Source organism: Williamsia sp. MIQD14 (assembly GCF_051025635.1).
Taxonomy (GTDB): domain Bacteria; phylum Actinomycetota; class Actinomycetes; order Mycobacteriales; family Mycobacteriaceae; genus Williamsia_A.
Window position 1 is genome coordinate 281226 of the sequence record NZ_JBPFDG010000005.1, and the last position, 25396, is coordinate 306621.

General features: G+C 68.7%; 24 protein-coding genes. 11 read left to right on the plus strand and 13 right to left on the minus strand.

The genetic code is table 11. The features are described 5' to 3' along the window. The first annotated feature begins 230 nt into the window (after positions 1 to 230). The 4 genes from acnA (at position 231) to ACQ7HM_RS18790 (ending at position 5634) form a co-directional block, all read left to right on the plus strand. Positions 231 to 3035, plus strand: coding sequence for an aconitate hydratase AcnA (gene acnA, locus ACQ7HM_RS18775; protein ID WP_434217763.1), 2805 nt, complete (start codon positions 231 to 233; stop codon positions 3033 to 3035). 129 nt (positions 3036 to 3164) lie between these two features. Next, entirely contained in the window at positions 3165 to 3737 is a 573-nt protein-coding gene (locus ACQ7HM_RS18780) for a TetR/AcrR family transcriptional regulator (protein ID WP_434217764.1), read from the plus strand. Between the two features lie 49 nt (positions 3738 to 3786). Further along, positions 3787 to 3996, plus strand: coding sequence for a hypothetical protein (locus ACQ7HM_RS18785; RefSeq protein WP_434217765.1), 210 nt, complete (start codon positions 3787 to 3789; stop codon positions 3994 to 3996). 114 nt (positions 3997 to 4110) lie between these two features. Next, on the plus strand, positions 4111 to 5634 hold the full coding sequence (locus ACQ7HM_RS18790; RefSeq protein ID WP_434217766.1) for an acyl-CoA synthetase: 1524 nt from the start codon (positions 4111 to 4113) through the stop codon (positions 5632 to 5634). A gap of 121 nt (positions 5635 to 5755) precedes the next feature. Here the strand turns inward: ACQ7HM_RS18790 and ACQ7HM_RS18795 are convergent, their stop codons facing one another. Continuing rightward, on the minus strand, positions 5756 to 7387 hold the full coding sequence (locus ACQ7HM_RS18795; RefSeq protein ID WP_434217767.1) for an ABC-F family ATP-binding cassette domain-containing protein: 1632 nt from the start codon (positions 7385 to 7387) through the stop codon (positions 5756 to 5758). A 125-nt stretch (positions 7388 to 7512) separates the two neighbouring features. Between ACQ7HM_RS18795 and ACQ7HM_RS18800 the strand changes: the two genes are divergently transcribed. Together ACQ7HM_RS18800 and ACQ7HM_RS18805 are read left to right on the plus strand one after the other, a co-directional pair. Next, positions 7513 to 8286: an SDR family oxidoreductase gene (locus tag ACQ7HM_RS18800; protein WP_434217975.1), complete on the plus strand. Its 774-nt coding sequence runs from the start codon at positions 7513 to 7515 to the stop codon at positions 8284 to 8286. Continuing rightward, entirely contained in the window at positions 8279 to 9424 is a 1146-nt protein-coding gene (locus ACQ7HM_RS18805; protein ID WP_434217768.1) for a lycopene cyclase family protein, read from the plus strand. Before ACQ7HM_RS18800 ends, ACQ7HM_RS18805 begins: the two co-directional genes overlap by 8 nt. Here ACQ7HM_RS18805 and ACQ7HM_RS18810 read toward each other — a convergent pair. The 10 genes from ACQ7HM_RS18810 to ACQ7HM_RS18855 all read right to left on the minus strand — a co-directional run bounded on the left by ACQ7HM_RS18810 (position 9383) and on the right by ACQ7HM_RS18855 (position 17632). Further along, a complete protein-coding gene (locus ACQ7HM_RS18810) occupies positions 9383 to 9922 on the minus strand; it encodes a MarR family winged helix-turn-helix transcriptional regulator (RefSeq protein ID WP_434217769.1) in 540 nt (179 codons plus the stop codon). The genes ACQ7HM_RS18805 and ACQ7HM_RS18810 overlap by 42 nt on opposite strands. Continuing rightward, complete coding sequence (locus ACQ7HM_RS18815; RefSeq protein ID WP_434217770.1) at positions 9919 to 10644, minus strand: SDR family oxidoreductase; 726 nt, start codon at positions 10642 to 10644, stop codon at positions 9919 to 9921. Before ACQ7HM_RS18815 ends, ACQ7HM_RS18810 begins: the two co-directional genes overlap by 4 nt. A 48-nt stretch (positions 10645 to 10692) precedes the next feature. Continuing rightward, positions 10693 to 11112, minus strand: coding sequence for a DUF1992 domain-containing protein (locus ACQ7HM_RS18820; RefSeq protein WP_434217976.1), 420 nt, complete (start codon positions 11110 to 11112; stop codon positions 10693 to 10695). 111 nt (positions 11113 to 11223) lie between these two features. After that, entirely contained in the window at positions 11224 to 11577 is a 354-nt protein-coding gene (locus ACQ7HM_RS18825; protein WP_434217771.1) for a metal-sulfur cluster assembly factor, read from the minus strand. Position 11578: 1 nt separating this feature from the next. Beyond that, positions 11579 to 12055, minus strand: coding sequence for a Fe-S cluster assembly sulfur transfer protein SufU (sufU, locus tag ACQ7HM_RS18830; RefSeq protein WP_434217772.1), 477 nt, complete (start codon positions 12053 to 12055; stop codon positions 11579 to 11581). Continuing rightward, a complete protein-coding gene (locus ACQ7HM_RS18835; protein WP_434217773.1) occupies positions 12052 to 13347 on the minus strand; it encodes a SufS family cysteine desulfurase in 1296 nt (431 codons plus the stop codon). Before ACQ7HM_RS18835 ends, sufU begins: the two co-directional genes overlap by 4 nt. A 30-nt stretch (positions 13348 to 13377) precedes the next feature. After that, positions 13378 to 14151, minus strand: a complete 774-nt coding sequence (sufC, locus tag ACQ7HM_RS18840) for a Fe-S cluster assembly ATPase SufC (RefSeq protein WP_434217774.1) — start codon at positions 14149 to 14151, stop codon at positions 13378 to 13380. Positions 14152 to 14214: 63 nt separating this feature from the next. After that, positions 14215 to 15426, minus strand: coding sequence for a Fe-S cluster assembly protein SufD (gene sufD, locus ACQ7HM_RS18845; RefSeq protein WP_434217775.1), 1212 nt, complete (start codon positions 15424 to 15426; stop codon positions 14215 to 14217). Continuing rightward, positions 15423 to 16868: a Fe-S cluster assembly protein SufB gene (gene sufB, locus ACQ7HM_RS18850; protein ID WP_434217776.1), complete on the minus strand. Its 1446-nt coding sequence runs from the start codon at positions 16866 to 16868 to the stop codon at positions 15423 to 15425. Before sufB ends, sufD begins: the two co-directional genes overlap by 4 nt. Then, positions 16865 to 17632: a helix-turn-helix transcriptional regulator gene (locus tag ACQ7HM_RS18855; RefSeq protein WP_434217977.1), complete on the minus strand. Its 768-nt coding sequence runs from the start codon at positions 17630 to 17632 to the stop codon at positions 16865 to 16867. Before ACQ7HM_RS18855 ends, sufB begins: the two co-directional genes overlap by 4 nt. Before the next feature lie 399 nt (positions 17633 to 18031). Here ACQ7HM_RS18855 and mptB point away from each other — a divergent pair, with 399 nt between their 5' ends. The 4 genes from mptB to ACQ7HM_RS18875 all read left to right on the plus strand — a co-directional run bounded on the left by mptB (position 18032) and on the right by ACQ7HM_RS18875 (position 22766). After that, the gene (mptB, locus tag ACQ7HM_RS18860) at positions 18032 to 19777 is read left to right on the plus strand and encodes a polyprenol phosphomannose-dependent alpha 1,6 mannosyltransferase MptB (protein WP_434217978.1); all 1746 of its coding nucleotides are present in this window, start codon (positions 18032 to 18034) and stop codon (positions 19775 to 19777) included. A gap of 112 nt (positions 19778 to 19889) precedes the next feature. Continuing rightward, positions 19890 to 20831 carry an ABC transporter ATP-binding protein gene (locus tag ACQ7HM_RS18865; protein WP_434217979.1) on the plus strand — a complete coding sequence of 314 codons (942 nt, stop codon included), beginning with the start codon at positions 19890 to 19892 and terminating at the stop codon, positions 20829 to 20831. Beyond that, a complete protein-coding gene (locus ACQ7HM_RS18870) occupies positions 20828 to 21637 on the plus strand; it encodes an ABC transporter permease (RefSeq protein WP_434217777.1) in 810 nt (269 codons plus the stop codon). The genes ACQ7HM_RS18865 and ACQ7HM_RS18870 overlap by 4 nt, the downstream gene beginning before the upstream one ends. Positions 21638 to 21779: 142 nt before the next feature. Beyond that, positions 21780 to 22766: a COX15/CtaA family protein gene (locus ACQ7HM_RS18875; protein WP_434217980.1), complete on the plus strand. Its 987-nt coding sequence runs from the start codon at positions 21780 to 21782 to the stop codon at positions 22764 to 22766. Positions 22767 to 22773: 7 nt separating this feature from the next. Here the strand turns inward: ACQ7HM_RS18875 and ACQ7HM_RS18880 are convergent, their stop codons facing one another. Beyond that, positions 22774 to 23118 carry a hypothetical protein gene (locus tag ACQ7HM_RS18880; protein ID WP_434217778.1) on the minus strand — a complete coding sequence of 115 codons (345 nt, stop codon included), beginning with the start codon at positions 23116 to 23118 and terminating at the stop codon, positions 22774 to 22776. A 91-nt stretch (positions 23119 to 23209) separates the two neighbouring features. On the opposite strand from ACQ7HM_RS18880, the gene ACQ7HM_RS18885 reads away from it, so the two are divergent. Beyond that, entirely contained in the window at positions 23210 to 24175 is a 966-nt protein-coding gene (locus ACQ7HM_RS18885; protein WP_434217779.1) for a quinone oxidoreductase family protein, read from the plus strand. Between the two features lie 28 nt (positions 24176 to 24203). On the opposite strand, the gene ACQ7HM_RS18890 is transcribed toward ACQ7HM_RS18885, so the two are convergent. Further along, positions 24204 to 25184 (minus strand): heme o synthase, encoded by a 981-nt coding sequence (locus ACQ7HM_RS18890; protein WP_434217780.1) that lies wholly within the window; start codon positions 25182 to 25184, stop codon positions 24204 to 24206. Positions 25185 to 25396: the final 212 nt, after the last annotated feature.

Sequence of the window (25396 nt, forward strand, 5' to 3'; positions counted from 1 at the left end):
GACACAATCGCAGATGTGCCGGTTCACCCACTCGGTGACACCCACACCCGCTGTTCACCCGGACGCGCCGAGTTTTCACCGGGATCGATTCAACCAGTACGCGCGTACTGCTAGACTGACGGCACGCATCGGAGTTCGTGAGACCGGTGCCCCGCATACAGCGTCGGCCAGCCCGCCGGCGGCAAGTCGTCGGCCACGCCCAGCCGACCGAAGCGAGAGTGGAGTGTTCTGTGAGCTCGTCAATTGATTCATTCGGTGCCAAGGGAACGCTGGAGGTCGGTGAGAACTCCTACGAGATCTTCCGGCTGAGCGCGGTCGACGGCGTCGACAAACTCCCCTACGCCCTCAAGGTCCTCGCCGAGAACCTGTTGCGCACCGAGGACGGCGCCAACATCACCAAGGACCACATCCAGGCGATCGCCGGATGGGACCCCTCGGCCGATCCGAGCATCGAGATCCAGTTCACCCCGGCGCGCGTGATCATGCAGGACTTCACGGGCGTGCCCTGCATCGTCGACCTCGCCACCATGCGTGAGGCCGTCAAGGAGCTCGGTGGCGACCCGGACAAGGTCAACCCCCTCGCGCCGGCGGAGATGGTCATCGACCACTCGGTCATCATCGAGGCGTTCGGCAACGCGCAGGCCTTCGAGCGCAATGTCGACATTGAGTACCAGCGCAACGAGGAGCGCTACCAGTTCCTCCGCTGGGGCCAGGGCGCGTTCGACGACTTCAAGGTCGTCCCCCCGGGCACCGGCATCGTCCACCAGGTCAACATCGAGCACCTCGCCCGCTCGATCATGGTCCGCAACGGACAGGCCTACCCCGACACCTGCGTCGGCACCGACTCGCACACCACCATGGAGAACGGTCTGGGCGTCCTGGGCTGGGGCGTCGGCGGTATCGAGGCCGAGGCGGCCATGCTGGGCCAGCCGATCTCGATGCTCATCCCCCGCGTCGTCGGCTTCAAGCTCTCGGGCGAGACCAAGCCCGGCGTCACCGCCACCGACGTGGTCCTGACCATCACCGAGATGCTGCGCAAGCACGGTGTCGTCGGCAAGTTCGTCGAGTTCTACGGCAAGGGCGTCGCCGCGGTGCCGCTGGCCAACCGCGCCACCATCGGCAACATGAGCCCCGAGTTCGGCTCCACCTGCGCGATGTTCCCCATCGACGAGGAGACGGTGAAGTACCTGCGTCTCACCGGCCGCAGCGAGGAGCAGCTCGCGCTGGTCGAGGCCTACGCCAAGGAACAGGGCATGTGGCACGACGGCGAGAAGGAGCCGGTGTACTCGGAGTACCTCGAGCTCGACCTCGCAGACGTGGTCCCGTCGATCGCCGGACCGAAGCGTCCGCAGGACCGCATCGAGCTGTGGGACGCGAAGAACGCGTTCCGCAAGGACATCCACAACTACGTCGAGAACGGCAACTCGGCCGAGCACACCAAGCTCGACGAGGCCGTCGAGGACACGTTCCCGGCATCGGATCCGGCTGCGCTGTCGTTCGCCGACGACGATGCCGCCCCGCTGCACTCGGCCGCCCGCAACGCGCAGGGTCGTCCGTCGAAGCCCGTTACGGTCGAGTCCGCCGAGCGCGGCAAGATGATCCTCGACCACGGCATCGTGACCATCGCGTCGATCACGAGCTGCACCAACACCTCGAACCCGTCGGTGATGATCGGTGCCGGCCTCCTCGCCCGCAACGCGGTCGACAAGGGCCTCACCAGCAAGCCGTGGGTCAAGACCTCGATGGCGCCGGGTTCGCAGGTCGTCACCGGTTACTACGAGAAGGCCGGTCTGTGGCCGTACCTGGAGAAGCTCGGCTTCTTCCTCGTCGGTTACGGCTGCACCACGTGCATCGGCAACTCGGGCCCGCTGCCCGAGGAGATCTCGAAGGCGATCAACGAGAACGATCTGACCGCGACCGCGGTGCTCTCGGGCAACCGCAACTTCGAGGGTCGTATCAACCCCGACGTGAAGATGAACTACCTTGCGTCGCCGCCCCTGGTCATCGCCTACGCACTCGCCGGGACGATGGACTTCGACTTCGAGTCCGATCCCCTGGGCCAGGACACCGATGGCAACGACGTCTTCCTGAAGGACATCTGGCCCTCGGGTGAGGAGATCGAGAAGACGATCTCCGAGTCGATCTCACCGGAGCAGTACGCGGCCGACTACGCCGACGTGTTCAAGGGCGACGAGCGCTGGCGCGGGCTGCCCACCCCGGACGGCAAGACGTTCGAGTGGGACGAGAAGTCCACCTACGTGCGCAAGCCCCCGTATTTCGACGGCATGGAGCGCGAGCCGGCCCCGGTCACCGACATCAAGGGCGCCCGTGTGCTCGCGAAGCTCGGCGATTCGGTCACCACCGACCACATCTCCCCCGCCTCGACGATCAAGCCGGGCACGCCCGCGGCGCAGTATCTCGACGCCAACGGGGTCGAGCGCAAGGACTACAACTCGCTGGGCGCCCGTCGCGGCAACCACGAGGTGATGATCCGCTCGACGTTCGGCAACATCCGGCTGCAGAACCAGCTGCTCGATGGTGTCTCGGGTGGATACACCCGCGACTTCACCCAGGACGACGCCCCGCAGTCGTTCATCTACGACGCCGCACAGAACTACGCCGAGCAGGGCACCCCGCTCGTCGTGCTCGGCGGCAAGGAGTACGGCACCGGGTCGTCGCGTGACTGGGCCGCCAAGGGCACCAGCCTGCTGGGTGTGAAGGCGGTCATCACCGAGAGCTTCGAGCGCATCCACCGCTCGAACCTCATCGGCATGGGCGTCATCCCGCTGCAGTTCCCCGAGGGCGAGTCGCACGGGTCGCTGAAGCTCGACGGCACCGAGACCTTCGACATCACCGGTATCGAGGAGCTCAACAACGGCGGTGTCCCGTCGACGGTCAAGGTCGTCGCGACCAAGACCGACGGCTCCACCGTCGAGTTCGACGCGGTCGTCCGCATCGACACCCCCGGCGAGGCGGACTACTACCGCAACGGCGGCATCCTGCAGTACGTGCTGCGCAACATGATCAAGAACTGACACACCGGTTCTCGATGTACGTCCACACCCGGTGGTCTCGGCACACGCCGGAACCACCGGGTGTGTCGTATCTCCCCACGCCCGTCCATCGCCCGTCCGTTCACCACCGTCGACACAGGGGGTCGTCTCGTGCCGAAGGTCAGTGAGGACCATCTGGCCGCCCGTCGTCGCGAGATCCTCGCCGGCGCGCGCCGGTGCTTCGCCGAGTACGGCTACGACGGCGCGACGGTGCGGAGGTTGGAGGAGGCGACCGAGCTCTCGCGCGGCGCGATCTTCCACCACTTCCGCGACAAGGAGGCGCTGTTCCTGGCGCTCGCCCACGAGGACGCCGAACGCATGGCCGACGTCGCCGCCGATCAGGGGCTCGTGCAGGTCATGCGCGACATGCTCGACCATCCCGAGGAGTTCGACTGGCTCGGGACCCGACTCGAGATCGCCCGGAAGCTGCGTACCGATCCGGCGTTCCGGTCGGAGTGGCTCGACCGGTCGGCCGATCTCGAGACCGCCACCCTCGCCCGCCTCGAACGCCAGCGCAGCGCGGGCCGCCTGCGTGACGACGTGCCCACCGCGACCATCGTCGCCTACCTCGACCTCGTGCTCGACGGGATGATCACCCGTCTCGCGTCGGGGCGTGACACCGGTGACCTGCACGCCGTCCTCGACCTCGTCGAGGAGTCGGTCCGGCGGGGCACCGCGGGCTGAACCCTCCGATCGCGAGCAATGGTTCCTGACCTCGGCTAACGTCACGTCCATGATGGCGCAGAACCGGCGATTCGGCCCCGGCGTGGCGATCGGCTACGGGGCCACCGCGCTCGCCGCGGTCCTCCTCTTCCTCGGGCTCATCACCTCGACGACCTGGCTGTGGGTGCTCGCACTCGTCCTGTTCGTGCTCACCGGTCTGTGGTGGGGCGGGATCCGTCGACAGTTGTTCCCCCACGAGGGTCGGTCGCGCAACCGCTGAACGCACCACTGCCCGAAACGTAAGTTCACTTACTTCGCCCCCGCGGGGCGGATCGGTCGTTACCATCGGGGTCACCGAGTGATCGCTCGGTCGTTTCCGATCGGAAGGCCATCGATGTTCCCTGGAGTGTTCGCAGCGACCACCCCTGACGCACTGGCGGCGATCATGCCGTCGACCGGACAGCAGCTGACCTACGCCGAACTCGACGAGCGGTCGACCCGGCTCGCCAATCACCTCCACGAACTCGGGCTGCGACGCGGCGACTGCATCGCCCTGGTCTCCGACAACGATCTACGGGTGTTCGAGGTGTACTGGGCCGCACTGCGTTCCGGGCTGTACATCACCCCGGTGAACAACCACCTGACCGCGGTGGAGACCAACTTCATCCTCGGCGACTGCGGTGCGCAGGTACTCTTCGCGTCCGCGGCATGCGCCGACGCCGTCGCGCACAGCGGCAAGGTGGGATCGATCGGTCATCGCATCGCATGGGGCGGCCTCGACGGTTTCGAGAGCTACGACGACATCCTCGCCGCGGCATCGCCGACCACGCCGGGCGATCAGCCCCGCGGTCACGACATGCTCTACTCCTCGGGGACCACCGGCCGCCCCAAGGGCATCCGGCCGCCGTTGCCCGAGGGGCAGGTCGACGAGGTCCCCGACATCTACACCGCGATCTTCGCCCCCATGTACGGCTTCGACGCCTCGACCGTGTACCTCTCCCCGGCGCCGCTGTATCACGCTGCACCGCTGCGCTATTGCGGGATGACCCAGTCCGTCGGCGGCACCGTGGTGGTGATGGACCGGTTCGACGCCGAGACGGCGCTGTCACTGATCGACGAGTACCGCGTCACCCACAGCCAGTGGGTGCCCACCATGTTCGTGCGCATGCTCAAGCTGCCCGCGGAGGTGCGCGAGAAGTACGACGTCTCGTCGATGAAGGTCGCGATCCACGCCGCCGCTCCGTGCCCGATCCACATCAAGCAGGCCATGATCGCCTGGTGGGGACCGGTGATCGAGGAGTACTACTCCTCGACCGAGGCCGTCGGCGCCACGTTCATCAACAGCGAACAAGCACTCGCACACCCGGGTTCGGTCGGCAAGCCCCTGCTCGGCGTGATCCACGTGTGCGGTGACGACGGTGCCGACCTTCCCGTCGGCGAGACCGGGACGGTGTACTTCGAGCGCGAGGCGCAGGCCTTCGAGTACCACAACGATCCCGAGAAGACCCGTGCCGCACAGCATCCCGAGCATCCGCTGTGGGCCACGACCGGCGACATCGGTCACATCGACGACGACGGGTTCCTCTACCTGACCGACCGCAAGGCGTTCATGATCATCTCCGGCGGGGTGAACATCTACCCGCAGGAGGCCGAGAACATCCTCATCGGTCACCCGGCGGTTTTCGACGTCGCCGTGATCGGTGTGCCGAACGACGAGTTCGGCGAGGAGGTGAAGGCGTGCGTCCAACTCGAGGAGGGCGTCGAACCGTCCCCCGCCCTCGCCGAGGAGATGATCGAGTACACCCGCGAGTCGCTGGCGGCCTACAAGGCACCGCGCACCATCGACTTCGTCGACGAACTCCCCCGCACGCCCACCGGGAAACTGGTCAAACGGGAGCTGACGAAGCTGTACGAGTGATGCTCACGCGAGCTCGATGAGCTCTGTGACATTCCGGAGGAGCTCCTCTCCGCACAGAGTCGTCAGGCGAGCTCGATGAGCTCTGCGACTTTCCGGAGGAGCTCCTCTCCGCACAGGGTCGTCAGGCGAGCTCGATGAGCTCCTGGTACTCGTCGGACCAGTGGTCCTCGGTGCCGTCGGGCAGCAGGATCACCCGCTCGGGCTCCAGGGCCGCGGCGGCACCGGGGTCGTGCGTCACCAGCACCACGGCCCCGGCGTAGGTCCGCAGGGCGTCGAGCACCTGTTCACGCGAGATCGGGTCGAGGTTGTTGGTCGGCTCGTCGAGCAGCAGCACGTTGGCCGCCGACGACACGAGGCCGGCCAGTGCAAGACGGGTCTTCTCACCGCCGGACAGGGTGCCCGCGGGCTGCTCGAGCTGCGGACCGGTGAACATGAACGCACCCAGGAGTCCACGCAGGTCCTGTTCGCCGGCGTCCGGGGCGGCGTGGCGGATGTTCTCCCAGACCGACGCCCTGTCGTCGAGGGTGTCGTGCTCCTGGGCGAAGTAGCCGATCTTCAGGCCGAACCCGGGTTCGAGCGTCCCGGTGTCGGGCTTCTCGACACCGGCCAGCAGTCGCAGCAGCGTGGTCTTGCCCGCGCCGTTGAGACCGAGGATGACCACACGCGATCCCTTGTCGATCGCGAGGTCGACTCCGGTGAAGATCTCCAGCGAGCCGTAGATCTTGGTCAACCCCGACGCCATCAGCGGCGTCTTGCCGCACGCCGCGGGCTCGGGGAAGCGGATCTTCGCGGTCTTGTCCGACACCCGCTCGGCGTCGAGTTCGTTCATCATCTTGTCGGCGCGCTTGAGCATGTTCTGCGCGGCGACGGCCTTGGTGGCCTTCGCGCCCATCTTCGCGGCCTGCACGCGCAGCGCCCCGGCCTTCTTCTCGGCGTTCGCGCGTTCACGCTTGCGGCGCTGCTCGTCGGTCGCGCGGGCGTCGAGGTACTTCTTCCACGTCATGTTGTAGACGTCGACCTCGCTGCGCACGGCGTCGAGGAACCATACCCGGTTGACGACATCGGCCAGCAGGTCGACGTCGTGGCTGATCACCACCAGTCCACCCTCGTGGTTGTGCAGGAACTGCCGCAGCCATGCGATGGAGTCGGCGTCGAGGTGGTTGGTGGGCTCGTCGAGCAGCAGTGTGGTGTTCGACTTGCCGCCGCTGCCGTCGGACGCCGCGAACAGGATGCGTGCCAGTTCGATCCGTCGGCGCTGGCCGCCCGACAGGGTCCGCAGGGGTTGCTCGAGCACGCGGTCGGGCAGGCTCAGACTGTTGCAGATCCGGGCCGCCTCCGACTCGGCGACATACCCGCCTAGCGAGGAGAACCGGTCCTCGAGCTCGCCGTACTTGCGGACCGCGCGATCGAGCGCGGCCGGATCGGCGACCTCGGCCATCAGCGCCTGCTGCTTCTCCAGGTCACGCAGCAGGGTGTCGAGACCTCGGGCGGAGAGCACGCGGTCCTTGGCCAGCATCGACAGGTCACCCTCTTTGGGGTCCTGCGGGAGGTAGCCGATCTCGCCGATGACGCTGACCGAACCCGCGTAGGGCTCGCCCTCGCCGGCCAGGACACGCAGCGTCGTGGTCTTGCCGGCGCCGTTGCGGCCGACGAGGCCGATGCGGTCGCCGGGCTGGATGCGGATCCCCGGTCCCGGGACACTGAGGAGCGTGCGCACTCCTGCGCGTACCTCGAGGTCGGTTGCCGTGATCACGTCGACTGACTTTACGCGGGTTTGCGCAGGTCTTTTCCCACCGTCGCCACGGGTGGGTGCTCACGGGCTCGACTACGGTTGCCGATGTGACCGGATCAACACCTCCCAGCCCCCCGACCGATGCCGTGGCCCCCTCCGACGGGCTCGCGCTCACCGGCAAGTCCGCGCTGGTGACAGGGGCGAGCCGGGGCATCGGCCTGTCGATCGCCGCCGAACTCGCCCGACGCGGGGCCGCCGTCACCATCACCGCCCGCAAGGCCGACGCGCTCGAGGCCGCGGCGGAGTCGATACGCGGCGAGGTGCCCGGCGCCGCGGTGACCGTCTCGGTCGGCAACTCCGGATCCGCCGACGACCGCGCCTCGGCGGTGGCCGCGGCCGCCGCGCACACCGGGACCGTCGACATCCTCGTCAACAACACCGGCATCAACCCGGTCTACGGCGCACTGATGGATGCCGACCTCGATGCGGTCCGCAAGATCTTCGACGTGAACGTCGTCGCGATGCTCGGCTACATCCAGGAATGCCATCGGGCCGGCATGGGCGCCCACGGCGGTGCGATCGTCAACATCGCCAGCACCGCGGGCCTGCGTTCGACGGGGGTCATCGCCGCCTACGGTGCGTCGAAGGCGGCGGTCATCCGTCTCACCGAGGAACTCGCCGCCGAGCTCGGTCCGGGCATCCGTGTCAACGCGATCGCCCCCAGCGTCGTGAAGACCAAGTTCGCCGAAGCGCTCTACGCGGCGGACGAAGAGGCGGTGGCTTCGCGGTATCCCCTCCGACGACTCGGTGTCCCGCAGGATGTGGCGTCGCTCGCGGCCTTCCTCGTCGGAGACGAGTCGAGCTGGATCACCGGCGAGACCATCCGCATCGACGGAGGCATGTTGGCCGCAGGTGGCTGACGCCGCGCGTCGCCGACACGATGTCGCCGTCGTCGGCGCCGGCCCGGCCGGACGGGCCCTCGCGCACCGTGCCGTGCGCGCCGGTCTCGACGTCGCGTTGATCGATCGCGCGCCGCACAGGCCGTGGCGGGCGACCTACTCGGCGTGGACCGACGAACTGCCCTCGTGGCTCGAGCCGGCCGCGATCGAGCACGCCGTGCCGTCGATCGCGGTGTACTCCCCTGACCGACACCGCATCGACCGCGGGTACTCGGTGCTCTCCGAGACGTTCGTCGACACCCTCGTCCTCGACGGCGTCACCGTGGTGACCGGCACCGCCGGTCGTCTCGCCACCGATCGCGTCGAGCTCACCGACGGACCCCCGGTGACGGCCGGCACGGTCGTCGACGCCCGCGGCGCGATGTCGACAGCGGGGCCCGCGCAGACCGCCTACGGCGTGTTCCTGCCCGCCGCCGCGGCGGCGCCCCTGCTCGGCGACGACCACGCGGTGCTCATGGACTGGCGCTCGGAGAACGGTTGGGCGGGTGCGCAACCCAGCTTCCTCTACGTGGTCCCGGTCTCGAGTGGTCGCGTCCTGGTGGAGGAGACGTGTCTGGCCGGCGACCCGGCGGTCGGGGTCGGTGAACTGCGCACGCGGTTGCACCGGAGACTGGCCGCTTCCGGCGTCGAGGTCGGCGGGTACGAGACCGACGACGCGATAGAGCGCGTGCACTTCGCCCTCACCGCGGGCGGGGCACGACCGTGGGAGCAGCGGCCCACCACCCACGGCGCCGCGGGCGGGCTGATGCACCCCGCGACGGGCTACAGCGTCGCGACATCCCTGCAGTGGACCGACACGGTCGTCGAGGCACTGGTGGGCGGCCACGACATCAGCCGGGCGTTGTGGCCCACCGGTGCGCGGGGCGTCCATGCGCTGCGCCGACGTGGGCTCAACTCGCTCCTGCAACTCGACGGACCCTCGACGGTCGCGTTCTTCGACGCGTTCTTCGCGATGCCACCCGAGCGTCAGCACGCCTATCTCAGCAGCCGCGACGACCTGTCCGGGGTGATGGCCGCGATGATGACCATGGCATGGTTCGCCAGGCCGCGACTGGGTCTACGGGTCGCGCGGGGAGCCACCGCCCTGCCGCGGTGGTGACCAGTCGTCTTCTGCGGTCGGATCGTCGGCGGTCGGATGGTCGGTGGTGGCCTGGTGCGTGGTCGCGTGAGGGCTGTCAGCGGCCAGGAGCCGGCTGAGGAGCTCCGCGAGGTGGTCGAGCTCGTCGCCGGACAGTGCCGCCACCGACGCCGGTGGCCGTGCCATCACCGCGTCGGCCGTCTCCACGGCCGCCCGACCCGCATCGGTGAGCGTGACGAGCTTGCGTCGTCTGTCGTCGGGGTGCGGACGTCGTTCGACCAGGCCATGGCGTTCCAGCTTGTCGACGATCAGCGTCGTGTACGGGGCGTCGACGTTGTTCGCCTCGGCGAGTTCGCGCAGCGTCATGGGGTGCTCACGCAGCCCGAACAGCACCTTGCCGCGGCCGCCTCCGAGTCGGAAACCGAGGGTGTCGGCGAACTCGGCTCGTCGGTTCTGGGCCTCGACGTAGCGGTACATGAGCGACCACACTCGTTCGCCGTCGGTGACGTCATCGTTCACCACGGCACCGTCCGTCCCAGGTAGTCGACGTAGCGCAGACCGGGTGTCCCGGCGAGCGCGTCCATCGTCCGCACGACGTGGGGGATGGACTCGTCGACCGTCAGCCGGGCGTCGGCGCCTCCGAGATCGGTCTGGACCCATCCCGGGGCCATGAGCACGAGCGATCGTTTCTCGTCCCCGTGGCGCGCCGCGTAGCTGCGCATGTAGGTGTTCAGCGCCGCCTTGCTCCCGCGGTAGACCTCGTGGCCACCGTGCACATTGTTGGTGACGCTCCCCTGCCCGGACGACATGACGCCGATCGTGCCATCCGGCTCCACCAGGTCGGCCAGGGTCTCGATGACTCGCAGAGGACTCAGGGCGTTGGTGATCATCACGCGCGCGAACTCCTCGTCGGTCGTCTCGGCGACGGTGCCCTCGGGGGAGTTCGTGACGCCTGCGTTGACGAAGACCAGGTCGAAGGTGCGTTCCGACAGACGCTCGTGCAGCGCGGCGATCTGCTCGGGCGCGGTGATGTCCACGGTCTCGATCTCGATGGACCGGTCGTCGCGATCGGCCAGGTCGTGGAGCGGTGTGCGTTCGGTCCCGCGCACGGTGGCCACCACCTCCCGTCCGAGACGCGACCATTCGTCAGCCAGGGCGAGACCCAAGCCGCGGGAGGCGCCGACCAGCAGGATGCGGTCGAGGGGCCGATGAGAGCTCTGCGGTGAAACAGTTGTAGTCATAACAATCATTGTTACCACTACAACTATTTGGCCGCCACCGAGGGTGCGTCACTGGTGTCTATGGCGCAGCAGTGCTCGCCATCGCTCCACCATGTCCTCGACGTCGATGGTGGACACGACGATGCGTGACGCCGGACCGAGCGACGGCGCCAGCCGCTCGCGCTTCACCCTGCGGTTGAAATCGACGAGGATGCGGCGCACGGCCTCCTCGTCGCGGATGTCGCGCAACGACTCCGGGTACTCCTCGCGTTCGCGCCGCAACTGCAGTGTGGCCGGCAGCAGAACCGACGAGTCGAGCCCCTCGTCCCGGATCTTCTTCTTGGCCCACCAGTCGGGGTCGTCGAGACCACGTAGATCCAAAGGCTTGCCCAGTCCGGGCAGGTCGTCGAAATCGCCGCGCTCGGAGGCCTCGCGAATCAGGCGATCGACACGGGATTCCGGTGCCGGCGGCTGGTGCCACCGTCGCAGCCTGCGCGCACGTCTCTCGTCGCGACCTGTCGGCGCGTCACCATCCGACTCCTCGCGAGGGTCGACCGGCCGTCCGGGGCCGGTGTGAGCATCCACCGCCGATCGTGCGGGTCAGACGGTGAAGCCCAGAGCCCGGAGCTGTTCGCGGCCGTCGTCGGTGATCTTGTCCGGTCCCCACGGCGGCAGCCACACCCAGTTGATCTCCAACTCGGTGCACAGGCCGCTGCTGACGACCGCGGCGCGCGACTGGTCCTCGATCACGTCGGTGAGCGGGCACGCGGCCGAGGTGAGGGTCATGTCGATCTTGGCCTTGGCGTCGGAGTCGACGTCGATGCCGTAGACCAGGCCGAGGTCGACGACGTTGATGCCGAGCTCGGGGTCGACCACATCGCGCATGGCCTCCTCGACGTCGTCGATGCTGGGCAACGAGGTGCTCACCTCGGCGGGGGTCTGGGTGTCGCTCATGTCAGTTCCTTTCTGCGGACTGTCGTGCAAGTGTCTGTGCCGCAAGTGTTTGGGCGAGAGCGTCTTTGAAGGCCATCCAGCCCAGGAGGGCACACTTCACGCGTGCCGGGTACTTGCTCACGCCGGCGAAGGCGATGCCGTCGCCGATCACGTCCTCGTCGCCCTCGGACTTGCCACGCGAGGTCATCATGTCGTTGAACGCCGCGACGGTGTCGAGCGCGTCGTCGACCGTCATGCCGACCACCTGGTCGTAGAGCACCGACGTCGCCGCCTGCGAGATGGAGCATCCCTGTCCGTCGTAGGAGATGTCGGTGACGGTGGCGCCGTCGTCGGACAGGGCGACCCGCAGCGAGATCTCGTCCCCGCACGTGGGGTTCACGTGATGCACCTCGGTGCCGAACGGTTCCCGCAGTCCGCGGCCGTGCGGGTGTTTGTAGTGGTCCAGGATCACCTCCTGGTACATCTGTTCCATCCTCATGCGTTCACCTCCACCCCGAAGAAACGCTGCGCGGTCACGATCGCTTCCGCGAGCGCGTCGACCTCCGCGAGGGTGTTGTAGGCCGCGAACGACGCGCGCGCCGTCGCCGCGACACCGAAGCGCTTGTGCAGCGGCCAGGCGCAGTGATGACCGACGCGGATGGCGACACCCTCGTCGTCGAGGACCTGCCCGAGATCGTGGGCGTGGATGCCGTCGACGACGAACGCCACTGCTCCCCCACGTCGGTCGGTCGACGTCGGACCGATGACCCGGACGCCGTCGAGCGATGCGAACCGGTCGAGTGTGTGCTCGACGAGGAGGTGTTCGTGCGCGGCGACTGCACCCATGCCGATCGTCTGCAGGTAGCGCACGGCGGCGCCGAGCCCGACGACCTGGGACGTCATCGGCACCCCGGCCTCGAAGCGTTGAGGCGGTGCGGCGTAGGTGGACACCTCCATCGACACCGTCTCGATCATCGATCCACCGGTGATGAAGGGCGGGAGCTGTTCCAGCAGAGACGATTTGCCGTACAGCACACCGACGCCCGACGGGCCGAACATCTTGTGCCCCGAGAAGGCGGCGAAGTCCACGTCGGAGGCGGCGAGGTCGACCTCCATGTGCGGCACCGACTGGCAGGCGTCGAGCACGACGAGCGCACCGACGGCGCGGGCCCGCCGCACCATCTCCTCGACGTCGGCGACCGCGCCGGTCACGTTGGACTGGTGGGTGAACGCGACCACCTTCACCGTGTCGTCGAGTTCGAGGGAGTCCAGATCGATGCGACCGTCCCCGGTGACGCCGTACCACCGCAACGCCGCACCGGTGCGGCGGCAGAGTTCCTGCCACGGGACCAGATTGGCATGGTGTTCGAGTTCGGTGACGACGATCGTGTCGCCCGGTCCGAGGGGCTTGCCACCGAAGACCGCGCCGGAGCGGTCGTCGCCGAGGGTGTGAGCGACCAGATTGATCGACTCGGTCGCGTTCTTCGTGAACACGATCTCGTCGACCTGCGCCCCCACGAACTCGGCGATGATCGCGCGGGCGTCCTCGTAGGCGTCGGTGGCCTCCTCGGCGAGCTGGTGTGCACCGCGATGCACCGCGGCGTTGCAGGTCACCAGGAAGTCACGTTCGGCGTCGAGCACCTGCACCGGACGCTGCGACGTCGCACCGGAGTCGAGGTAGACCAGCGGCTTGGAGTCGCGGACGGTCCGCCGCAGGATCGGGAAGTCGGCCCGCAACGCCTCCACGTCGAGCGGAAGGGAGCGAATGTCGGTCGATACCGTGCTCGTCACGTCGGTCACCTCCGTGGAGTTCGCAGTGGATCAGGCCTCGGCGGGTGCGGAGGTGAACTTCACGTAGCCGTTCTCCTCGAGCTCGTCGGCCAGCTCGGGTCCGCCGGACTCGACGACCTTGCCGGCGACGAACACATGGACGAACTCAGGCTTGATGTAGCGCAGGATGCGTGTGTAGTGCGTGATCAACAGCACGCCACCGTTCTCGCGCTCGCGGTAGTTGTTCACGCCCGCCGACACCACGCGCAGGGCGTCGACGTCGAGGCCGGAGTCGGTCTCGTCCAGGATGGCGATCTTCGGCTTCAGCATGCCCAGCTGCAGGATCTCGTGGCGCTTCTTCTCGCCACCGGAGAATCCCTCGTTCACCGACCGCTCGATGAACGACGGGTCGATCTCGAGTTCGCCGAGCGACTCCTTGACCTCTTTGACCCAGTGGCGCAGCTTCGGCGCCTCGCCGCGGACCGCGGTCGCCGCGGTGCGCAGGAAGTTCGACATCGACACCCCGGGCACCTCGACGGGGTACTGCATCGCGAGGAACAGTCCGGCGCGCGCACGCTCGTCGACCGTCATGGCCAGGACGTCCTCACCGTCGAGGGTGATCGAACCTTGGGTCACGGTGTATTTGGGGTGGCCGGCGATGGCGTAGGACAGCGTCGACTTGCCCGACCCGTTGGGGCCCATGATCGCGTGGGTCTCGCCCGACGAGATCGTGAGATCGACACCCTTGAGGATGTGGATGGGTTCGGCGTCGGAGTCGCTGGATGCGACATCGACGTGCAGGTCGCGGATTTCGAGTGTTGCCACGGTGTTCTCAGTTCCTCTACGTGATGTGGTGATGAGTCGGGTGCGGGTCGCGGCCGGGGCCGGTTACGCGCCGGCGATCTGCAGCTCGGCCTCGACGGCGTTCTCGAGCCGTTCGCGAATCTCGGGCACGCCGATCTTCGCGATGACCTCGCCGAAGAAGCCACGGACCACGAGACGGCGGGCCTGGTCCTCGGGGATGCCGCGGGCCTGTAGGTAGAACAGCTGCTCGTCGTCGAAGCGGCCGGTGGCGCTCGCGTGTCCCGCACCGACGATCTCGCCGGTCTCGATCTCGAGGTTGGGCACCGAGTCGGCGCGGGCGCCGTCGGTGAGCAGCAGGTTGCGGTTGACCTCGAACGTCTCGGTGCCCTCGGCGGCGGCACGGATCAGCACGTCGCCAATCCACACCGTGCGCGCCTCCCGGGCTCTGTCTGTGGCGTCGCCCTGCAGCGCGCCCTTGTAGACCACGTGGGACTTGCAGTGGGGCTGCGAGTGGTCGACGAGCAGACGCTGCTCGAGGTGCTGCCCGGCGTCGGCGAAGTACAGGCCCCACAGTTCGGCGTCGCCGCCGGGACCGTCGTAGTGCACCAGCGGCGACAGGCGTACCAGATCGCCGCCGAGGCTGATGGCGAAGTGCCGGATCGTCGCGTCGCGGCCGAGCCGGACGTGATGCGCGGCCACGTGGACGGTGTCGTCGGCCCAGTCGTGGAGGTTGACCACGGTCAGGTGCGCACCGTCGGCGACCACGAACTCGACGTTCTCGGCATACGTGCCGCTGCCCGACTGGTCGAGGACGACCACGGCGCGCGCGAAGCGTTCCACCCGCACCTGCAGGTGTCCGAAGGCGACCTCGTCCACACCGGGACCGGTGATGGTCACCGTGATCGGGTCGTCGAGCTCGGTGTCCTTCGCCACGGTGAGGACGGTGGCGGTGTCGAACGACGTGTACGCCTGCGCGGCGATGCGGTCGAACGGGACACCACCCTGACCGAGCCGGTCGTCGGTGCGGTCGACGGTGTCGACGCTCACGCCGTCGGCGACGCCGTCGACGGTGATCGTGGCCGAACCCGTCGCGACCGCGGCACCGGTGTGCAGGCCGCGCAGGCGGCGGAACGGGGTGAACCGCCACGCCTCGTCGCGCGAACCGGGCACCTCGAAGGCGTCGACGTCGAACGACGTGAACAGCTCACCCTTGTTGGTGACCGGGTGTGCGGCGCCCGACGGGTTCTCGCCGCGGACGGCGTCGACGACGCCGCCGGGGGTCTGTGCCTGACTCAACCGACAGATCCTTCCATCTGGAGTTCGATGAGCCGGTTGAGCTCGAGCGCGTACTCCATGGGGAGTTCCTTCGCGATCGGCTCGACGAATCCGCGGACCACCATCGCCATGGCCTCGTCCTCGGTCATGCCGCGGCTCATCAGGTAGAACAGCTGGTCGTCGCTGACCTTCGAGACGGTCGCCTCGTGGCCCATCGTCACGTCGTCCTCACGGATGTCGACGTAGGGGTAGGTGTCGCTGCGGCTGATCGTGTCGACGAGCAGCGCGTCGCACTTCACCGTCGACCGGCTCCCGTGCGCACCCTTGTTGATCTGGACCAGGCCGCGGTAGGACGCACGACCGCCGCCCCGGGCGACCGACTTGGACACGATGTTGCTCGACGTGTTGGGCGCGAGGTGCACCATCTTCGACCCGGTGTCCTGGTGCTGTCCGGGACCCGCGAACGCCACCGAGAGCACCTCGCCCTTGGCGTGCTCACCGGTCATCCACACCGCCGGGTACTTCATGGTGACCTTGGAGCCGATGTTGCCGTCGACCCACTCCATCGTGGCGCCGGCCTCGGCCTTGGCACGCTTGGTCACCAGGTTGTAGACGTTGTTCGACCAGTTCTGGATGGTGGTGTAGCGGCAGCGACCACCCTTCTTGACGATGATCTCGACGACCGCGGAGTGCAGCGAGTCGGTCTTGTAGATCGGCGCGGTGCAGCCCTCGACGTAGTGCACGTAGGCGTCCTCGTCGACGATGATCAGCGTCCGCTCGAACTGACCCATGTTCTCGGTGTTGATGCGGAAGTACGCCTGCAACGGGATGTCGACGTGGACACCCTTGGGCACGTAGATGAACGAGCCACCCGACCACACCGCGGTGTTCAGCGCGGAGAACTTGTTGTCGCCCGCGGGGATCACCGAGCCGAAGTACTCCCGGAAGATCTCGGGGTGCTCCTTGAGTGCGGTGTCGGTGTCGAGGAAGATCACGCCCTGCTGCTCGAGGTCCTCGCGGATCGAGTGGTAGACGACCTCGGATTCGTACTGCGCGGCGACACCGGAGACCAGGCGCTGCTTCTCCGCCTCGGGGATGCCGAGCTTGTCGTAGGTGTTCTTGATGTCGGCGGGCAGGTCGTCCCAGGTGGCGGCCTGCTTCTCGCTCGAGCGCACGAAGTACTTGATGTTGTCGAAGTCGATGCCGTCGAGGTCGCTGCCCCAGTTCGGCATCGGCTTGCGCTCGAAGGTCTGCAACGCCTTGAGGCGGGCCGCGAGCATCCACTCGGGCTCGCTCTTCTTCGCCGAGATGTCGGTGACCACGGCGGGGTTGATGCCGCGCTGCGCGCTGGCACCGGCGACATCGGAGTCCGACCAGCCGTACCCGTAGGTACCGAGCGAGTCGATCGTCTCTTCCTGCGTCAGAGCCGGGGCGACCGGCGTGCGGGGATCGGTGACTGTCATCGAGAGTCCTCTCGGTTGGTGCCGGTGGCCGACGCGAGCTGTGCGTCGGATCCCGACTGGCTGTCGATCCGGTGGGCGGTGGTGGCCGCCAGCGGTACATGGGTGGTGCACGCGCAGTCACCGTTGGCGATGGTCGCCAGGCGCTGGACGTGCGTACCGAGCAGCTGCGTGAAGCGGGCGGTCTCCGCCTCGCAGAGCTCGGGGAACTCGGCGGCGACATGCGCCACCGGGCAGTGGTGCTGACAGATCTGCACTCCCGCACCGACACGACGCGTGTTGGCCGAGAAGCCCGCCTCGGTCAGCGCCGAGGCTATCCGCTCGGCGGTCTCGACCACGGCGTCGGGATCGGGGGTGTCGGAGTCGACGTCGTGAGCGGTGTCGACACCGGTGAGGATGGCGTCGATGCGGTCGTCGGCGAAGTCGCGGACCGCGGCGTCGCCGCCCAGGTCACGCAGACGCCGCATGGCCGCCCCGGCCAGGTCGTCGTAGGAGTGATGCAGTTTCCCGCGACCGTGCGCGGTCAGCTGGAACTGCTTGGCCGGGCGACCCCGGCCGCGGGTGACGTGCCGCCCCGAGCCCGTGCTGGCCCGGACCTCGCCGGCGGCGATCAGGGCGTCGAGATGGCGTCGGACGCCGGCCGCACTCATGCCGAGTTCGTCGCCGATCTCCCCTGCCGTCGCCGGACCGCGTTCCACCAGCAGCGACACCACCGCGGTGCGGGTCTGCCCCTCCGAGCCGACCGACACCGGACCACCGTCGCGCACGCCGGTCGACGGCGAGGAGGCAGTCGTGTGCCCCTCGTCGTCGCGTGCGGGGACAGCGGTCCCGGTGGTTTTCACAACACAAGTGTCACCTAATTGCCGACAGCACGCCAGCAAGGGTGACCTTGCCTGCCGCGCGGTCGACGACCCGCCGCCCCCACCTGCGCCGATCGTTGCAGCATTCGCGCTTTCGGAGCCGTTCGGCAAAGCCGGATAGAGTCTGCAGCTGTGCCCGATCCCACACCGCAGTCGACGCCCGGGGGCACTGCTGCGCCCCGTCGGGAGCGGGCCGCGGCCACCGTCACCGGGCGCTTCCGCGCGGTGACCGGGTACCTGGGTCTGCGCCGCGCGGCCACGACGACGACACCCGATCGCGACACCACCGGCGACTACGGCGTCACGATGGCCCGGCTACACGGTGCCGAGCCCGAGGTCGGGGCACTCGACCCCGTCGAGAGTCGCTCGCTGCTGCGGATCCGGTTGTTCGGTGCCGTCGGGTCGATCCTGATCCTCGTCGGTTCGCTGGGCACCGGCGCCGTGCCCGTCCTGCAGAACCCCATCGCCGGCATGCGTCTGCTGTCGCTGCCGTCGCGGATGTGGACCACCGCACTGACCCTGTCCATCGGCGGCACCATCGTCCTGGTCCTGGCCTGGCTGATGCTGGGTCGTTTCGCGGTCGGCCGGCTCACCGTCGAGGTCGTCGGGAACACCGCTCCCCGACGCCGCATGACCCGCCGACAGGCCGATCGCACCCTGCTGGTGTGGATCGCCCCGATCGTGCTGGCGCCGCCGATGCTCAGCAAGGACATCTACTCCTACCTCGCCCAGAGCGCGATCGCCTATCGCGGCATGGACCCCTACGTGGTGAGTCCTGTGCGTGGACTGGGTGTCGGCGACGTGCTGACACGGTCGGTGCCCAACCTCTGGCGCGACACCCCGGCGCCCTACGGACCGCTGTTCCTCTGGTTGGGCAAGGGGATCACCGGCATCGTCGGCGACAACCTGTCCGCCGCCATCCTCGGGCATCGCATCATCGCCCTGGCCGGAGTCGCGCTGATCGTGTGGGCCCTGCCCCGCCTCGCGCGACGCTGCGGGGTCTCGCCGGTCGCCGCACTGTGGCTCGGTGCCATGAACCCGCTGCTCATCCTGCATCTCGTCGGGGGTATCCACAACGAGGCCCTCATGCTCGGGCTGATGCTGGCCGGCATCGAGCTGTGCTTCCGCGCCATCGACAGCCCGCACCGGCTTCGACGCGCCGGGACGCTGCTGCCGTCAGCCACCGGGTGGCTGCTCATCGCCGGTTCGGCGACCATGGCCGCGTCGTCGATGGTCAAGATCTCCTCGATGCTCGCCTTCGGGTTCGTGGGCATCGCGCTCGCGCGCCGGTGGGGTGCGACCCTGCCCGCGCTCCGCCACGCGCCGCGCTCGGAGTGGTGGGAGCGCTCGCGGCGGTCCTTCTGGGCGCTTGCCGCCTCCGCCGGCGTCCTCGCGTCCATCCTCGTCGCGGTCGTCGTGTCGATCTGTCTGGGCACCGGGCTCGGGTTCGGCTGGACCTCCACGTTGAGCACCGGCGACGTGGTGCGGTCGTGGATGTCGATGCCCACCCTGCTGTCGGTGACCGGTGGTCGCGTCGGGGTGCTCGTCGGTCTCGGCGACCACACCCAGGCGATGCTCGACGTCGCCCGACCGGTCGGCCAGCTCATCGCCGGACTGTTCATCGTGCGATGGCTCCTCGCCGCGCTCGCCGGGCGGCTGCACCCCCTCGGCGCCCTCGGCATCGCCATGGCCACGTTCGTGCTGTTCTTCCCGTTCGTGCAGGCCTGGTACCTGCTGTGGGCGATCATCCCGCTCGCGGCGTGGGCGACGGGCCGCTGGTTCCGCATCGCGGCCATCGCCGTGTCGGCCATCATCGCGGTCGTGGTGCTGCCGACGGGCGCGGGGACACGGGGCTTCCAGCTCGCCGAGGCGATCATCGCCTCGGTCCTGCTGACCGCGGTCCTCACGGCGCTGTTCTTCGAGAAGATGCCGTGGCAGCGACGACGACGCGACGAACGCCCGACGCGGACGCCGGTGGACTCGAGCACACCGGACGACAGCTCCGACGACGACGCGCCCGCGTCGGCGACGACCGCCGAACGCGTCTCCTGAGCCCGACCGCGCAACCGGCGTCGAGAGTCCGTTTGGCGGCTGCGGGTGGCCGACCAATAGTGTTGGCCCTGTGAAGAGTCCGTCGCACCCCCCGGTCGCCCCGTCTTCGGGGGTGTCCGGGATCGCAGGCGGCGACGCACCGGCTCTGCAGGTCCGGGGGCTGGTCAAGCGTTACGGCGACGTCACCGCGGTCGACGGGCTCGACCTCGAACTCCACCACGGGCAGGTCCTGGCGCTCCTGGGCCCCAACGGCGCCGGCAAGACCACCACGGTCGAGATCTGCGAGGGCTTCGGCGTCGCCGATTCCGGCGAGGTGCGGGTCCTGGGCCTCGACCCCGTCGTCGACAACGACCGCCTCCGCGCCCGGATCGGCGTGATGTTGCAGGGCGGCGGCGCCTACCCCGGTGCCCGCGCGGGCGAGATGCTGAAGCTGTGCGCGGCGTACTCGGCCAACCCGATCGACCCGGAGTGGTTGATGCGCACGCTCGGGCTCCTCGACGCGCAGCGCACCCCCTACCGGCGGCTCTCGGGCGGCCAGCAGCAACGACTCGCCCTGGCGTGCGCGCTGGTCGGTCGTCCCGAACTCGTGTTCCTCGACGAACCGACCGCCGGGCTCGACGCCGCGGCGCGGATCCTGGTGTGGGAGTTGATCGATCGGCTCCGCAAGGACGGCGTCTCGGTCCTGCTCACCACGCACCTCATGGACGAGGCCGAGCAACTCGCCGACGACCTCGTGATCATCGACCGGGGTGCGATCGTCGCACAGGGGACCCCCGCCGAGGTCACCAGCCGCGGGGCGGAGAACGAACTGCGTTTCCGGGCACCGCGCGGACTCGACCTGACCCTTCTCGAATCGATCCTGGCCGAGGGCTACCGCGTGTCGGAGGTCAATCCCGGCACCTACCTCGTCGCGGGCGAGGTCACCCCGCAGGTGATGGTGGCCGTGACGAGTTGGTGCGCGAAGATCAACGTGCTCGCCACCGACCTGCGGGTCGAGACGCGCAGCCTCGAGGACGTGTTCCTCGACCTCACCGGACGGGAATTGCGCGGATGACCCGCACAGACGGCACCACAGGCCGCACCACGACGTCGGGTCGGTTCGAACCCGGCCAGTTCAGCCCCGACCCCCGGCCCGCGCCGATCGCGCGGATGGTCGCCGCGCAGTCCCGGATCGAGCTCATCCTGCTGCTGCGCAACGGCGAACAACTTCTTCTCACGTTGTTCATCCCGGTCACCCTGCTGATCGGACTCTGTCTGCTGCCCATCGGCACCTTCGCCGAGAGCCGCGCCGACCGCTTCGTCCCCGCGATCATGACCGTCGCGGTGATGTCGACCGCTTTCACCGGTCAGGCCATCGCCGTCGGGTTCGACCGCCGCTACGGCGCTCTGAAACGCCTCGGCGCCACCCCGCTGCCGCGGTGGGGTGTCATCGTCGGCAAGTCGATCGCCGTCGCGATCGTGGTGGTCCTGCAGGCCGTCGTGCTCGGAGTCATCGGATTCGCGTTCGGCTGGGACCCCAGCGTCACCGGACTCCTCCTCGGCGCCGTCGCCATCGCGATCGGCACCATGACCTTCTCCGCGCTGGGTCTGCTGCTCGGCGGCACCCTGCGCGCGGAGATCGTGCTGGCCCTGGCCAACATCGTCTGGTTCGTGTTCATCGGTGTCGGCAGTCTCGTGGTCGTCGGTGACGGTGTGCCCGAGGCCGTGCGGTGGGTCGCCCGCGCCATCCCGTCGGGCGCGCTGAGCGAGGCCCTGCACCAGGCCACCCGGCACTCGGTCGACTATGTCGGACTCGGCGTGCTCATCGCGTGGGGTGTGGTCGCCGGCGTGGCCGCCGTGCGCTGGTTCCGCTTCACCTGACACCTCGGCCCGCCGGGTCCGCCGTCGCGGCTCGGCCGGGGTGGCCGAGACGACACCGCAGGATTGCCGTTCCCACCGGCCCGTTCTATACGATCGAGTCGTGCTCTATCGCGGTTTCGTCCGGCTGGTCGACCTCCTCCCCATGCCTTCTCGGCGTGCGCAGATCGGGGTCGCCATCGCGGTCCTCATCACCCAGGCGGGTATCGCCGTCACCGGGTCGGTGGTGCGTGTCACCGCCTCCGGCCTCGGCTGCCCGACGTGGCCGCAGTGCTTTCCCGGGAGCTTCACCCCGGCACCGCACACCAACGTCGCCGGGTTCCACCAGGCCGTCGAGTTCGGCAACCGGCTGCTCACCTTCGCGGTGGTGGCGACCGCCGCGCTGATCGTCATCGCCGTGACCCGCGCGCGGCGTCGCCGCGAGGTGAAGCTCTACGCCTGGCTCATGCCGCTGTCCACCGTCGCCCAGGCCGTCATCGGTGGCCTCACGGTCCTCACCGGGCTGCTCTGGTGGACGGTCGCGATCCACCTGCTGGTGTCGATGGCGATGGTGTGGCTCTCGGTGCTGCTACTCGAGAAGGTGCGCGAACCCGACGACACCGAGGCGATCGCCGTCGTGCCCCAGCCGCTGCGGGCACTGACCGTGCTCAGCGCCGCCGTCCTCGGCGTGCTGCTCGTCGCCGGGACGATGGTCACCGGCGCCGGTCCCCACGCCGGGGACGCGAGCATCGAGAAACCGGTACCGCGCCTGGAGATCGCCATCACCTCACTCGTGCACTTCCACGCCGAGGTGATGGTCGCCTATCTGGCACTGATCGTCGCCCTGGGATTCGGGCTGGCCGCGGTCGGCGCACCGGCTCGGGTCCGCAACCGCCTCTACGTCGTGGTCGCGTTGATCGTCGTGCAGGCGGGCATCGGGTTCACCCAGTACGTGACCGGCATCCCCGAGGCACTCGTGGTCGCCCATGTGGCCGGGGCCGGTGCGTGTGCCGCGGCCACCGCCGCGCTGTGGGTGTCGATGCGCCCGCGGACGCGGGTCGAGGAGGTCGCCACCGCCGGCGGCCCATCTCACGTCGGGGAGGACCGGACCGGACGTGAACGGACCGGGATGGGCGAGGTCGTCGAGCGCTGAGCCGAGCTCAGGTCCGCGCGACCCAGCCCGCCATCTTCGCGTGGTGACCGTCGCGGGGGGTGGCCACCGAACTGAGTTCCCGGTCCCATTCCGACACCTCGAGGCCGGCGACGCGTTCGACGAGGGCGTTCGCCGTGGCGACGTCGTCGACCACCTGATCGCCCATCACACCGTTCTCGCCCACCAGCAGCACGCGCACGCCGTCGGCGCCGACGGGCTCGACGACCGCCTTGGCGCTGCCGCCATTGCGTCGGACGAAGCGTGTGACCGCGGCCAGCGTGCCGCGCGCGATACGCACCTCGCCGCCGGTCTGCTCCGTGGTGGTCTCATCGGTGGTGTTGTCGTCCGCCATGTCGATGAGCATATCCGCCGCACGGATCGCGGCGTCGCGGTGACGCGGCCCCCGCCGCGACACATCCCGGCGGCCGGGTAGAACTACAGACATGCGAGCGATACACGTCACACGCCACGGCGGTCCCGAGGTCCTCGAACTCGTCGAGATCGACGGTCCCGTCGTCGGCCCGGGTGAGCTGCTCGTCGACGTCGCGGCCGTCGGCGTCAACTTCATCGACACCTACTTCCGCTCGGGGCTGTACCCGTCGGATCCGCCGTACGTCCCCGGCAGTGAGGGGTCGGGAACGGTCACCGCCGTCGGCGAGGGTGTGTCGGCCGACCGTGTCGGTACCCGGGTCGCGTGGTGTGATGCGTCGGGTTCCTACGCCGAGCAGGTCACGGTGCGCGCCGATCGGGCGGTGACGGTGCCCGACGGCGTCGACGACGCCACCGCGGCGTGCGTCTTGCTGCAGGGCCTCACCGCGCACTATCTGCTCGACGGCAGCGCCCACCCGGCCGCGGGCGACACTGTGCTCGTGCACGCCGGGGCCGGTGGTGTCGGACTGATGCTGACCCAGCTGGCCACCTCGGCGGGTATCCGGGTGATCACCACGGTCTCGACCGACGCCAAGGAGGAGCTCTCCCGCGGCGCCGGGGCCACCGACGTCCTGCGCTACGGCGACGACGTGGCCGAGAAGGTGCGCGAGCTGACCGACGGTGCCGGGGTCGCGGTGGTCTACGACGGTGTCGGTGCCGACACGTTCGAGCAGTCGCTGCGCGCGGCGCGCATCCGCGGGACGGTCGTGGTCTTCGGCGCCGCGAGCGGACCCGTGCCACCGCTCGACGTGCAACGACTCAACTCGCTGGGATCCCTGCACGTCACGCGGCCGACTCTGGCGCACTTCATCTCCGACGCCGACGAGTTCGCGTGGCGCACCGGGGAGGTCATGGGCGCGGTGGCCGACGGGCGGCTGTCGGTGCGGGTCGGGGCGAGTTACCCGCTCACCGAGGCCGGGCAGGCGCACACCGATCTGGCCGGACGTGCGACGACGGGCTCGATCGTCCTCATCCCCTGAGCGACCGGTGTATCCGGCCGACCGGGGGTCAGAACCAGCTTGCGACGGTCGGCAGGTGGACGACGGAGTCCACCGCCAGACCGCAGAACACGATGGCCAGGTACTCGTTGGACTGCAGGAAGACCTTGAGCGGCGTGATCGGCTCACCACGACGGGTCGCGGCGAGGAGCTTGTGCACCGCCCGCAGGAACCACGCGCCCGCGGCGATCGCGACGACGGCGTAGATCGGGCCGGTGGCCCATACCAGGACGAGCGTCGAGACGACCGTGGCCCAGGTGTAATAGACCATCTGGCGGGCGACGTGCAGCTCGGTGGCGACCACCGGGAGCATCGGCACACCGGCCGCCTTGTAGTCCTCCTTGTAGCGCATCGCGAGCGCCCAGGTGTGCGGCGGCGTCCAGAAGAAGATGACCAGGAACAGGACCACCGGCTGCCAGCTCAGCGAACCGGTGACCGCCGCCCAACCGACGAGCGTCGGCATGCAGCCGGCCGCGCCGCCCCAGACCACGTTCTGCCAGGTCCGGCGCTTGAGGATCATCGTGTAGACGAACACGTAAAACGCGATGGTCGCGGTGACCAGCAGCGCGGAGAGCAGATTGGCGCAGGTCCACAGGACGGCGAACGACGCCACCCCGAGGACGAGACCGAAGATGAGTGCGTGCATGCGCGACACGGCGTGACGGGCGAGCGGACGTCGCTCGGTGCGCTTCATCTTCTGGTCGATGTCGTGGTCGATGACCATGTTCAGCGTGTTGGCGCTCGCCGCACCCAGCCAGCCGCCGACGAGGGTGACCGCGATCAGACCGATGTCGATCGATCCGCGGTCGGCGAGGAGCATCACCGGGACCGTGGCCACGAGCAGCAGCTCGATCACCCGAGGCTTGGTCAGGGCGATGTACGCGAACACGATCTGTCGGAGGCGGCCGGCCCCCGACGCGGGTTCGGGAACGCCGGGTGACAGTCCGGGCCGGGTGGCCGCGGAACCGTGTCCGCCCACGCTGTGCCCCATCTCCACTGACGCTCCTGGCTGTCGAACTCGATACGAACCTGAACACTCACTCGTCTACTACACGGAATGGTAGACGCCGACCGTTGCGGATCGACAATTGGACGCTCCGACAACGGTCATCGATCCGACACCCCGGCGACCGCCCGGGCGCCGGACCTGCGGACTACGCTTGGGCTCGGAGTCATGCGTCGCACACTGCGACCGACGGCACC